The 11,557-nt window shown below is 64.2% G+C and carries 13 protein-coding genes; 7 read left to right on the top strand and 6 right to left on the bottom strand.

Annotation, left to right across the window (positions count from 1 at the left end; all coding sequences use genetic code 11):
- Positions 1 to 304 (top strand): DUF930 domain-containing protein (locus EN935_RS08720; protein ID WP_127373269.1); only part of this gene is annotated, 304 nt, incomplete at its 5' end.
- Positions 305 to 308: 4 nt separating this feature from the next.
- Here the strand turns inward: EN935_RS08720 and EN935_RS08715 are convergent.
- Complete coding sequence (locus EN935_RS08715) at positions 309 to 983, bottom strand: HAD family phosphatase (protein ID WP_127264783.1); 675 nt, start codon at positions 981 to 983, stop codon at positions 309 to 311.
- A gap of 97 nt (positions 984 to 1,080) precedes the next feature.
- Positions 1,081 to 1,722, bottom strand: coding sequence for a hypothetical protein (locus EN935_RS08710; RefSeq protein ID WP_109671575.1), 642 nt, complete (start codon positions 1,720 to 1,722; stop codon positions 1,081 to 1,083).
- 195 nt (positions 1,723 to 1,917) lie between these two features.
- Between EN935_RS08710 and EN935_RS08705 the strand changes: the two genes are divergently transcribed.
- Genes EN935_RS08705 through ptsP form a run of 5 tightly spaced genes read left to right on the top strand, consistent with a single transcriptional unit; the run spans position 1,918 to position 6,642 of the window.
- Positions 1,918 to 2,355 carry a transcriptional regulator GutM gene (locus EN935_RS08705; RefSeq protein WP_023757337.1) on the top strand — a complete coding sequence of 146 codons (438 nt, stop codon included), beginning with the start codon at positions 1,918 to 1,920 and terminating at the stop codon, positions 2,353 to 2,355.
- A 60-nt stretch (positions 2,356 to 2,415) separates the two neighbouring features.
- A complete protein-coding gene (locus EN935_RS08700) occupies positions 2,416 to 3,177 on the top strand; it encodes a PTS glucitol/sorbitol transporter subunit IIC (RefSeq protein WP_127264780.1) in 762 nt (253 codons plus the stop codon).
- A gap of 16 nt (positions 3,178 to 3,193) precedes the next feature.
- Positions 3,194 to 4,198: a PTS glucitol/sorbitol transporter subunit IIB gene (locus EN935_RS08695; protein ID WP_109671576.1), complete on the top strand. Its 1,005-nt coding sequence runs from the start codon at positions 3,194 to 3,196 to the stop codon at positions 4,196 to 4,198.
- A 27-nt stretch (positions 4,199 to 4,225) separates the two neighbouring features.
- Positions 4,226 to 4,606 carry a PTS glucitol/sorbitol transporter subunit IIA gene (locus tag EN935_RS08690; protein WP_127264779.1) on the top strand — a complete coding sequence of 127 codons (381 nt, stop codon included), beginning with the start codon at positions 4,226 to 4,228 and terminating at the stop codon, positions 4,604 to 4,606.
- Between the two features lie 56 nt (positions 4,607 to 4,662).
- The gene (ptsP, locus tag EN935_RS08685; RefSeq protein ID WP_127264778.1) at positions 4,663 to 6,642 is read left to right on the top strand and encodes a phosphoenolpyruvate--protein phosphotransferase; all 1,980 of its coding nucleotides are present in this window, start codon (positions 4,663 to 4,665) and stop codon (positions 6,640 to 6,642) included.
- A 23-nt stretch (positions 6,643 to 6,665) separates the two neighbouring features.
- On the opposite strand, the gene EN935_RS08680 is transcribed toward ptsP, so the two are convergent.
- The gene (locus tag EN935_RS08680) at positions 6,666 to 7,463 is read right to left on the bottom strand and encodes a hypothetical protein (protein ID WP_127264777.1); all 798 of its coding nucleotides are present in this window, start codon (positions 7,461 to 7,463) and stop codon (positions 6,666 to 6,668) included.
- A gap of 159 nt (positions 7,464 to 7,622) precedes the next feature.
- On the opposite strand from EN935_RS08680, the gene EN935_RS08675 reads away from it, so the two are divergent.
- Complete coding sequence (locus EN935_RS08675; protein ID WP_109671580.1) at positions 7,623 to 8,639, top strand: sugar-binding transcriptional regulator; 1,017 nt, start codon at positions 7,623 to 7,625, stop codon at positions 8,637 to 8,639.
- Here EN935_RS08675 and EN935_RS08670 read toward each other — a convergent pair.
- The 3 genes from EN935_RS08670 to EN935_RS08660 form a co-directional block, all read right to left on the bottom strand.
- Positions 8,626 to 9,477 (bottom strand): TIGR01459 family HAD-type hydrolase, encoded by an 852-nt coding sequence (locus EN935_RS08670; RefSeq protein WP_127264776.1) that lies wholly within the window; start codon positions 9,475 to 9,477, stop codon positions 8,626 to 8,628. The two genes, EN935_RS08675 and EN935_RS08670, sit on opposite strands and share 14 nt — an antisense overlap.
- Positions 9,474 to 10,748, bottom strand: coding sequence for an FGGY-family carbohydrate kinase (locus EN935_RS08665; RefSeq protein WP_127373268.1), 1,275 nt, complete (start codon positions 10,746 to 10,748; stop codon positions 9,474 to 9,476). Before EN935_RS08665 ends, EN935_RS08670 begins: the two co-directional genes overlap by 4 nt.
- A 15-nt stretch (positions 10,749 to 10,763) precedes the next feature.
- Positions 10,764 to 11,557: class II aldolase/adducin family protein (locus EN935_RS08660; protein ID WP_164771049.1), on the bottom strand; the 794-nt coding region annotated here is incomplete at its 5' end.

The following is an 11,557-nucleotide window of genomic DNA, read 5'->3' as shown; positions in this document are numbered from 1 at the left end:
GGCCACGACTTCGATGGCCGGTGTGCCTCGCGGCAAACGGGCAGCCCAACTTTGTGCCAGCGCGTTGCAGCAGCAATTGCTGGACGCCTCCTATTTCCCCGAGTTGATCCCAAGTGTTCCGCTGAAGGCCGGCAATATCCTTGACGCTCCGGATGTCGCCTTCCGCACCACAACCACATGGTATCATCTGGGCTTCCGGTGCGAGGTCGACACCGATGCGACGAAGGTCTTGTCCTTCAACTTCCGTGTCGGGCCAGTGATCCCGCCCGACCAATGGGTCCGCCTTGGACTGCCTGTTCGCTAACAACCTAGGCGGGGACACCGAGTCCAGCCAATTGCCGGCTAACTTCTTGCCAGTCGGCGCAGATGAAATCGGCACCGGCCGCCGTCAGCCGCGCACCGTGCTCGCGATAGGTGTGACCGCCGCCTGTGTAACCGATCGCCGTCATGCCGGCGGCGACCGCGCCCTGGATGCCGAAGGGCGAATCCTCGATGACGATGCAGTCAGCGGGGTTGGCGCCCATCTTGTCGGCCGCAAACAGGAAGATGTCCGGTGCGGGCTTTCCGTTCTTGACCATCGAGGAGCTGTAGATCGCGTCGCCGAAAAACCACGCAAGTCCGGTCACGGCCAGGCTGTGGTTTATGCGCTCGACGGAGGATGACGAGGCCACGCATCGGTCGCCCACAAGCGTCTGCAGAAACGGGGCGATGCCCAGTGTCGGCTTCAATTCTTCGGAGAACAGCGCCTTGGTCTCGGCCCAGATGTCACTGTCTGCCGCCGCCGGAAACTGGTGGCCGGTCAATTCCCTGATCTTGGCGATGATATCGGACTGCTTCATGCCGATGCATTGGGCGATGATGCTGGTGTTGACGCCGGGCATGCCGTGTTTTTCATAGACGCGCTCATAGGCCCGGGCGGCCAGAGGCTCGCTGTCGACAAGAACGCCGTCGCAATCGAAAATGATAGGCCTTGGTCGAGCCACGAGCTTCTCCATCGAGTCAATTCCGCACATCGCTATCGGCAAAAAGTCAAATGTTCAATAGCGCGGGTGTTTTGGGGAGCGCAAAGCCGGCGCGCGGTCAAAGCTGGCGCAGCGCATCGCTCGCACGGGAAGACCCGAGCGCCCGCTGCATGGCTTGCCGGGACTGTGCGCGATCCGGCGTGATCCAGTTCGGTTCGGCGCCGAGGAAGCGGTCGAGGAAGGCCACCGCATAGGCTGGCATCTCGGTCACGTTCTCGCGATAGGACCACCATGTGCGCAGGTCGTCGGCGCATTTGTCGATGCTCGGTGCGCTGCCGAATTCCTGCTCGTGGATCGCCGAAATCACCGAGACGCAGTAGTTGGTGTAGAGGAACCCTTCCGGCCAGAAGCGGACGATTTCCAGCGTGCCGGCGTTTGTTTCCGTCTCGATCAACTGAGTGAGGCCGGAGACTTCCCTGGCCGGCGCCTGTTTTATCAATTCGCGCAGCACGAGGCCGGCGGCAAAGACGATGAAGTCGGCGCGATCGATCGCGGCGAAGCGCTTCTGCGCCTCCATGATCTCGACCCAGTCGAGAAAGGCCCTGGTGAGCTTGGCCTCATCGATCTCGAAGCGCACGCCGAATGTGTCCGAGACCACCTTAGCGCTGCCGCGAAAGGTGGCGCGGAACCAGCGCAACTGCCGCAATCGATGGCGAAGGTCGGGCATCAAGGCCAGTTCGTCCCTGAAGGGCAGATCCATATTCCTCGTATCCTGTTTCCCGGTCAGGCTAACACAATGGCGCCGTCGCCGAAATCTGTCAGCGTCCCTGTGGATGACGACAGTTAAGGCCAATATCATACATATTGACATTCTCGGAAACAAATGTTCTCACTTTGCTGTTGTCACGCGCCGGTCCAAGGTGCGGTTCAACTGAGGCTTCGGGAGGAGAACCGAATGGCGATTTGGCAGTGGGGACTGCTTCTGCTGGTTATCGTGTGGGCGTTGCAGTCGCTCGGCGTCTGGCTGCAGATGCGGCACTATTCGGATGTCTTCAGAGGCGTCACCGACCAGTACAAGGATGGCTTTGTCGGAGCCGGCAATTTTCGCGGTCGATTGGCCAAGGGCACCATCGCGCTCGTCGTGGTGACACCCGATCTGGTCGTGCGCCGCCTGATGGTGATGAGCGGCCGTTCCGTCTTCACCAAATTCAAAAGACATGAAGAGTTCGAGGGCGTTCCCCTCGATCGACTCCGGTCCAACCCTGCAATCATGGGGGAGGGGGAATCCGGTGTGGCCGAGGCCGTGAAGCGGGCGATCGAACAGATCGACAAAACACGGTCGGAGCCGGGGAAGAAGCCGGGTCTGTCCGGCTTGAACATAGCAAGGGCCTAGAGGACGAGAGGACGCCGCGCACCGACTGGGATCAACCGGCGGGCGGCATAAGGAGGAGAAATGTCTGTATTTTCGTTGTTGGCGCAGCATGCCGACATGGCCGTGCACAATCTGCATGTCGCAGGTGCCATGGCCTCGGATGCTGCATTGCATGGCAAGCTCGCCGTCGAGCATGCCTCTGACCATCTCGTTGTCCTGGCGCAAGCGGACAGCGGACCGATCACCGTCGATCAGTTCAAGGAAAAGCTGAAGGACGTCCAGCAGGAAGAGCAGCTCGGCTGGCTGACCGCCATCGGCAAGTACTTCATCGGCATCTTCCAGAAGGGTGGCGAGGTCTTCGCCGGCTTCGTCACTGGCATCATTCCGACGCTGGTGGTGCTGATGACGGCCTTCTACGCCGTCACCGAACTGGTCGGTGAAGAGCGCGTGCATGGCCTGGCGCGCGGCGCCGGCCGGATCGCGCTGACGCGCTATACGCTTTTGCCGCTGCTGGCGGTGTTCTTCCTCACCAATCCGATGGCCTATACGTTCGGATCGTTCCTGGAAGAGAAGCATAAGCCGGCCTTCTATGACGCGGCCGTGTCCTATGTGCACCCGCCGCTCGGCCTGTTCCCGCACATCAATCCCGGCGAGTATTTCGTCTGGGGCGGCATCCTCGTCGCGCTGCTGGAGCTGGAGAAGAAGGGCGTCGTCGTCGCCGGTTACCACGTCAAGGTGGCGATCTGGTACGCCATCGTCGGTCTCGTCGTCATCCTGCTCAAGGGCATGCTGACCGAACGCATCACCGCCATCATGGCACGCCGCCAGGGCGTCGAGCTGTAAGGGCGGGGAGGACATCATGGCCAAGACATACAAAGCCGTAAGGATCTCCCAGGGCAAAACCGGCTGGGGTGGCCCGCTCGTAATCGAGCCGACCGAACAGCGCAGCAAGGTTGTTTCCGTCACCGGTGGCGGCATCCATCCTGTGGCGCAGCTCATCGCCGATATGACCGGCGCCGAAGCCGTCGACGGCTTCAGGGCGCCGCCGATCGAAAGCGAGATGGCGGTGGTCGTCGTCGATTGCGGCGGCACCGCACGATGCGGCGTCTATCCGCGCAAGCGCATCCCGACCGTCAATCTGACGCCGGTCGGTCAATCCGGGCCGCTGGCCCAGTTCATCACCGAGGACATCTACGTTTCGGGCGTGAAGCCGGCCAACATCACAATGGCGGACGGATCCGAAACGGTCACGACTGCAGGGGGAGCAGCAGCGATGAGTTCGAGCAACAACAATGCGGCCGCGGCACCACAGCCGCTGCCGAGTGAAGGCGGGCTCATCGGCCTCATCAGCACGATCGGCCGCATCATGGGGCGTATTGTCGGCATCTTCTTCAATGCCGGTCGCCGCACCATCGACCAGGTCATCCGCAACGTGCTGCCGTTCATGGCCTTCGTGACCATGCTCATCGGTCTGATCCTCTACACCGGCATCGGCGATGTGCTGGCGCAGCCGATGGGTCCGCTGGCCAACAACATTGTCGGCCTGCTGATCATCTCGGCGATCTGCGGTCTGCCGTTCCTGTCGCCCATCCTCGGGCCAGGCGCTGTCATCGCGCAGGTTATCGGCGTCGCCATCATCGGCCCGCAGATCGCCAACGGCACGATTTCGCCGGCGATGGCACTGCCGGCGCTGTTTGCCTACAATACCCAGGTGGGCTGCGACTTCGTCCCCGTTGGCCTGGCGCTCGGTGAGGCCAAACCTAAGACGATCGAAATCGGTGTTCCGGCGGTGCTTATCAGCCGCCAGATCATGGGCCCGGTCTCGGTGCTGATCGCCTGGGTCGTCAGCCTGATCGTGTTCTAAGACAGATACAAAAATGAGGTTCGCCATATGACGGTTCTGCTGAGAACACGGGTCACTGCCATCGGACCCGAAGTGGCGGACCTTGCCGAAGGGGGCGTGGTCATCCTGTTCGCGGATGGCTCGCCACCGGAGCTTGCCGAGGTTTCGGTGCTCCACAAGACGGAGCAGGGACCAAGTGACGGAGCGCCCGCCAAGGGCGCTTCGATCACCCTCGGCCCGGTTGCCGCAGTTATAACGGCGGTCGGTTCCAGCGCCTGGAGCAAGGTGCTCGAAATGGGCCATGTCGTCATCTCGTTCAACGGCGCCACCGAGGCCGAGAGACCGGGCGAAATCTGTGTATCGCAAGTCGATCCGCAAGCGCTCGTGGCCGCCCTGAAGACCGGCGCGATCATCACCATCGCCGCCTGACAGCATTCGCGCCGCGATCTATGTTGGGGGCGGCGCCCAGAACCAGAGTATTTGCCATGGAACGCTCGACCATCGTCAGAGTGCATGAAGGTTTGCACGCCCGTCCCGCGACACGGTTCGTCAAGCTCGCCAAGGGTTTCGAATCCGATGTCGAGCTGGTCAAGGACGGCAAGGCGGTCAGTGCCAAGAGCTCGGTCAAGCTGATGCTGCTGGCGGTCAAGGAGAACCAGGAAGTCACGGTGCGGGCGAATGGCGCCGATGCCATCGAGGCGATCGAGGCGCTGATCGGCTATCTCGAAAATCCGAGAGCTGGCCTGGATGATGAAGCCGAGGTGCAGAGCCCGGCGCATGATGCCGGGCAGGAAGTAGCACCAGTGCCCGAACCCTCGCCGGCGGCGCTTGGTCGAGCAAACGGCTTGCGCGGCGTGGCGGCAAGCGAAGGTTTTGCCATCGGCCCGGCCTTTGCGCATTTCCCGCCCGATATCGCCGGACAAGGCCGCATGTTGCAGGCCGAGGAGATCACCGGCGAGATCGACAGGTTCCGCGCCGCGGTCCGCGCGGTCCAGGCACGCATGGACCATGTGTTGGCGCAGGACAGTCTGTCGGCTGGAGACCGCGGTATCGTCGCCGCACTCCGGGACATTGCCGCCGACGACAGTCTGACTGGCGAGGCCGAGGGCCTGATCAAGGGCGGCAACGATGCGATTTCAGCGGTCATCACCGCAGCGTCCACAATCGCCGCCGATTTCAGCGCCGTCGACGATCACTATCTCAACGCGCGGGCGGACGACGTTCATGCGGTCGGACGGCAGATCTGCCTGGTACTGCTCGGGCAGGATGATGTCAGTCTCGAAAACATTCCCGAGGGCGCCATTCTCATCGCCGACGATATCGGCGCCTGGGATCTGGCGCGCGCGCCGCTGAAGCGCATCGGCGGCGTGGTGTGCGGCCATGGCGGCGCCACCTCGCACATCGCCATCATTGCCCGCTCGCACGGCATTCCGGCGGTGCTCGGCCTCGGCGCCCAGGTCAATGCCTTGCGCACCGCGCGAGAAGTCGCACTCGACGGCAATGGCGGCCATGTGATCATCGACCCCGACGCGGCGACCCGCGCCGATTTCGCCGGCCGCGTCGAAGCGGCGGCAAAGGAGCGCGCCGGGTTGACCGTCTTCAAGACGGTGACGCCGAAGCTCGCCGACGGCAGGATCATCGAGGTCGCGGCCAATATAGGCTCGCTGGAGGAAATCGAGGCGGCGCAGGAGGCAGGCGCCATGGGCGTCGGCCTGTTTCGCACCGAGCTTCTGTTCATGCGCCATATGCATCTGCCCTCGGAAGACATGCAGGCGGAAACCTACGCGGCGCTGGCCAAGGCCTTTGCGCCTTATCCGGTTATCGTGCGCACGCTCGACATCGGTGGTGACAAGCCGATCGCCGGCATCGAATTTCCCGATGAGGAAAATCCCTTTCTCGGCTGGCGCGGCATTCGCATGTGCCTCGACCGGCCCGACATCTTCAAGCGCCAGCTGCGGGCGCTGCTGCGGGCCGCCGTGCACGGCAACATCAAGGTGATGCTGCCGATGGTGTCGGATATTTCCGAAGTCACGCGCACCCGCGCACTGGTCGAGGAATGTGCCGCCGAACTGAAAGCCGAAGGCGTGCCGCATGCAACGTTCGATCTCGGCGTGATGATCGAAACCCCGGCCGCCGTGCTGATCGCCCCGGCTTTGGCCAAGGAGGTCGCCTTCTTCTCGATCGGCACCAATGATCTCACCCAGTACATCATGGCCGCCGACCGGCTCAACCCGACGGTGGCGAAGCTCAACGATGTCACCAATCCGGCCGTCATGTCGGCGATCGAAATGACGGCAAAAGCCGGCGTCGCCGCCGGCATCATGGTCGGCATGTGCGGTGAGGCGGCCGGCCGTCCCGACCTTATTGCGACCTTCGTGAAGATGGGGCTGACCGAGCTCTCGATGAGCCCGGCCTCGATCCAGCGCGCCAAGAAGACAATCATGGCGATGGCTTCTGGAGACTAAATCTGAGTGACCGCTACCGTCAGTTACGGCAGATGGGCAAGCAAAGTGGCGAAAACGGGTGTCAACTCAGCGATCGGGCTCGCCTTGGCGCAGGCCTGAACGATGCGGTCATGACGGATGTCGGCGGCCAGGATAGCGATCTCCAGCATGTCCGGCTCCGGCGCGCCGTCCCTGCCGGTGGTTGCCAGGCCGCAGGCCAGAGCGAGCGGCGCCAGGCAGCTTATGTCGAGCGCCCGGCCGCCCACCGGCGTTTCCGGCGCGGCCTCGGCAAAGCGAACGGGACGCTGATTGAGGCATTCGACCAGCAGCGCCGAACAGGTGGCCGCGATTGCCTGCAGGCCGGCGCCCGGCGCGGCCAATGCGGCCAAAAGGTTGCCATGCCGCTTGCGCATCGTGGCATGGACAGCGGCGAAATCGGCTTCGTGGATGCGGGCATTGTCGATGTTCAGGCCGGCAAGCACCGCCTTGGTCAGATAATACATATCGCGCCGGAACAGGCGCTCAGCGCTCAGCTGGCGATCCTCGCTGCCGACCGGAAAATAGGTGCCGAGGCCCTTTACCGTCGTGCCGTCCACCTTTATCGGGCGCTCATGCGGGACAAAGGATTCGGCGATCGACAGCGCTTCGTCGACGGCACTCGCGGCATGGCTGAGCAGGCCTTCGATGCCCTTGCCCGGAAACGGCGGCAGATGGCTGGTTGCTTCGCGCAGGACACTGGTGTCGCCGCTGCCGTCGTGGCGGCTCTGACGGATGATTTCGCGGACTTCCCGCAACCGGTCCTTCAGATTGACGCGGACATCTTCGGAGATTTGTCGGAGCATCGCGGATCGCCTCGAAATTTGCTGCGGATGGCCGCCAACAGGGGGTGGCCGCCACCTCTACATTGTTCCTATCGATTGGTAGATCAATAGGCGATACTAGACCAGCATGCAGAATCGGCGACGGCGCGCTCGTCCGTCGCCGCAGGGGGAGAGACAGGCGTGGGCAGGCGACGACAGGGCGAAAGCGAAGACGGGCGAGGCGGAAGTGCGGCAACCGAGCAGGTCGCCAGCGAAAGCCGGACGGATCGCCTTAGGATTCGCGCCGCCTGGATGTATTTCGTCGAGCAGATGACACAGAACGAGATCGCCGATGTGCTCGGCGTCGGCCGCGTCACCATCGTGCGCATGCTGGCGGACGCCCGCGCGCGCAACGAGGTGAAGATCAGCATCGAGAGCGAATTGTCGGAGATCGTGCGGTTGGAGCGCGCGCTGGAAAAGACGTTCGGGCTGCAGCAGGCGCTGGTGGCGCCGCTTTCCACGCCCGACGCCGATCCGATACCGGCAATCAGCGCCAAGACCGGCAGTTTCCTGTCGGACACGATGAAGTCCGGCATGCGGGTCGGCGTCGGCTGGGGTCAGACGCTGTTCTCGAGCCTGCCCTTCATTAGCGCCAAGTCGCTCACCGACTTCAAGGTCATTTCGCTGCTTGGCGGTGTCGGCGTCGTGCGCCGATACAACCCGGCCGAGTTCGCCTGGCGCTTCGCCCAAATCTTCCAGGGCGACGGCTATCTGATCCCGACGCCGGCCGTCGTTGACAGCGTCGAGACCAAGATCGCGCTGGTCGAGCGCTGCGGCCTGCAGGAGGTTTTTGAAATGGCCAACGTGCTCGATGCCGTTTTGCTGAGCGTCGGCGGCATCGCCTCGGCCACCACCTTCTCTCGCGGCGGCTTTCTCAAGGAAGCGGATCGGGAGGCCCTGCTTGCGCGTGGCGCGGTTGGCGACCTTCTGTTCCATTTCTTCGACCGCAATGGCGATCTGGTCGACCATCCCGTCAACAGCCACGTGATGTCGGTGGATGTCGACCGTTTGCGCGCGGCGCCGATCCGCATCCTCACCTCCGGCGGTGCGGAGAAGACCGAGGCGCTGCTCGGCGCCATGAACCTCATCGCCCCGACCATCCTGATCACCGACGAGGAAAGCGCGAGGCGCATGCTGGAAGCGGTCAGCGGAAGCTGAAGCTGTCCGTGATGTAGTCCGGCCATGCCTGCTGTTCGTCGAAAACAGCGGCGAGATCTGATGTGTCCGCCAGTATTCCACTCAGAACCAGCGCGGTGGCGATGCCGGCGCTGTTTCCCCCTGATATGTCGTGCTCGACGCTGTCGCCGACGCAGACCACGAGACTACGGTCTGGCTTGCCCGCCATCTCCAGTGCCGCGTCGAAAATCGCCTTGTAGGGCTTGCCGATGCGAGTGACGCTGCCGCCAAGGCTTTCGTAGAGATCGGCGATCTCGCCGGCGCCGAAGCGGGGGCCGACAGCCGTCAGCATGATCCTGTCGGGATTGGTGCAGAAGCACGGCACCTGTCGCGCAGCTGCCGGGGCAAGCAGCCTGATGTAATGGTCGAGGTCGTAGCGATCGCCCTCGCTGGCCGAGATCAGCACCAGTTCGGCGTCTTCACCGGCCTCGGTCAGCACGAAGGGCAGGCCTTCGATCGCGGTGCGGTCGTTGTCGCGGCTGATCAGCAGGCATTCTGTCCCCGGGCGCAGTTGTCCCGATGCTGCCATGTCATTAAAGGATCGCCACGCCACCTCGCCGGAGGAGACGAAATGGTCCCAGCTCCCCGGTTCGAAGCCGAGTTTCATAAGCCGGCTTTCATTGGGTTGTGCCCGCTTGCCGGAATTCGAGATCAGCACGACGGTCTTGCCGGCGCGTTTCAGCGCCGACAGGGCCGCCACCGCGCCCGGATAGGGTCGCGTGCCGTCATGCAGAACGCCGAACTGGTCGAGCAGGAACACCGCATAGCGCTCCGCCAGCGGGCCGATGCCGTCGAGACGCTCGACGTTCTTCGTTCTCATAGGAGCCCCGCCTGGCTCGCGCCCATCAGCGCCAGTCGCGCCGTGCCGGCGGCAGCCTCGTCGGAAAGCGCGGGTAGGAAATCGACGCCGAGCTTGCGCTGCCGGATTGCCGTCCAGGTCGGGTTTGCGGCGCCGCCACCGACGCTCCTGACCGATGTCAGCGCAGGCGCGCCGAGTTCGGCAAGCCTGTCATAACCAAGCGCTTCGATCGCGGCGATGCCTTCGAACATCGCTTTCAGATAGTTGGCGTCATCCGCTGGCCGGGGCGTGAGGCGTGGCGGCAACGCCGGATCGGCGATCGGGAAGCGTTCGCCTGAAGTGCTGAGCGGGTAGTAGTCGAGGCCGGTCGTGGTCTTGGGGTCGATTGCCGCGCTGAGTTCGATGATGCGCGCCAGCGGAAAATGCTGGGCCAGCACCTTGCCGCCGGAATTCGAAGCGCCGCCCGCCAGCCAGGCGTTGCCGAGCCGATGGCTGTAGATGCCGAAGCGAGGCGCCGAGATCGACCGGTCGGACAGGATCTTGATGGTCAGCGACGACCCCAGCGCGGTGACGCCGTCGCCGATGGCCGCCGCGCCGGTCGCCAGGAACGAGGCGCAGCCGTCCGTCGTGCCAGCGACAACGACCACATCGCGCGGCAAGCCGAACAGCTCCGCGGCGGCAGCGGTGAGAGCGCCGGTGACATCGCCCGGTTCGACGACGCGCGGCAGCAGTTCCATGCGCATTCCGGCCGCCGCGATCCAGTCCGGCCAGCGGCGGGCTTCGACGTCATAGCCTGTCTTCAGGACATTGTTCTCGTCGCTGACATCGAAGCGACCGGACAAATTTCCGGCGATCCAGTCGGCCTGGTGCAGCACCATTGCAATGCCGGGCATGCTCTGGAAGCGCAGGGCCTTGGCGAGGCCGGATGTCGCTCCGTGCGCGGCACTTGCGGCGGGGGCCTCGCGGGCAATCGCGGCCAGGATGTCGCCGTCGGCGACCTTGTCGTTGTACATCAGTGGCTCGGCCAGCGGCCGTCCGGCGACATCGACCGGCAGCAGCGTGCCCGACGTGCCGTCGATGGCGATGGCGCGGACCGCCGCGCGGTCGATGCCGGAAAGCAGCTCGGTAAGCGCTGCGCCAACCGCCGACCACCACACAGCGGGATCGCGCGGGTTTGGGCCGAACCTGTCGAGCGGAACGGCCGAATGCCCGGCAATGGAGAACTCCGGCCGCATGGCGACGGCGCGCGCACCCGATGTGCCGATGTCGATGCCGATGACGAGTGGCATCATGTCATCCGTCCTTTGCTAGCCGCCGGCCGCGTTGAGCTTCTGGCGATACTGCTCGGCGTCCCAGTTGACCAGCTCGTCATTTTCGGCGGCGGTGAGATAGTTCAGCCGCGCCGCGATGTCGATGCGCGCCGTCACGTCGGCAAGGCAGCGTTGCATGGCGTCGGCGCCGGCACTGGCGTCGCCGCGCATCAGCACGCCTGCGCCGGGAAACAGGATCGCAGCCGGCGGCGTGCCTAGACGTGCGATGACATCGGCCACGGTCTCGCCAGGCCTCGCCGCGACCGAGCCCTGGCCGAGGAAGATGACGTGGTCCGGATAGAGGCTGCCGGCCTGCGCCATGCGGCGGCTCTCCGGGTCAAGCGCAACCGCATGCGCTTCGACATCGGCCGGAAATCTGTAACCGCTGTCGCCGGCAAGCGCCGTCAAGGCGGTAAGGTCGGGCGCGGCGGTCGCGCGCGCCGGCCGGGCCAGCAGCGACCGGACGCGGCGCAGCAGAAGCTCCGCTCCGGCGACGGTTTCAGCGGCGACGACCAGCCCGTGATTGCCAAGGATGAGAACGTCGACATCAGGCCGCAGTTTTTCGGCAATGCCGCGGGCAAGCGGTAGGCCTGGCCGGAAATAGGGCACATAGGCCCATTCGATGCCATCGAGCCGCCTGGCGACCTCGGCCTCGCCATCGGCCTGCACGGCAAGCGAGATGGTGTCGACGCAATGGACGTGCAGAACGACGCGCTGCGGCATCAAGGCGTGCACTGTGGTCTCGATCGACGGACGTAAGCCGCGCGGGTTGAGCGCTGCAACGGTGAAAC

The sequence above is a fragment of the Mesorhizobium sp. M7D.F.Ca.US.004.03.1.1 genome, from assembly GCF_003998635.1.
Classification (GTDB): Bacteria; Pseudomonadota; Alphaproteobacteria; order Rhizobiales; family Rhizobiaceae; genus Mesorhizobium; species Mesorhizobium loti.
The sequence above is the reverse complement of the archived record's forward strand: the minus strand, read 5'-3'. Positions and strand labels throughout refer to the sequence as shown.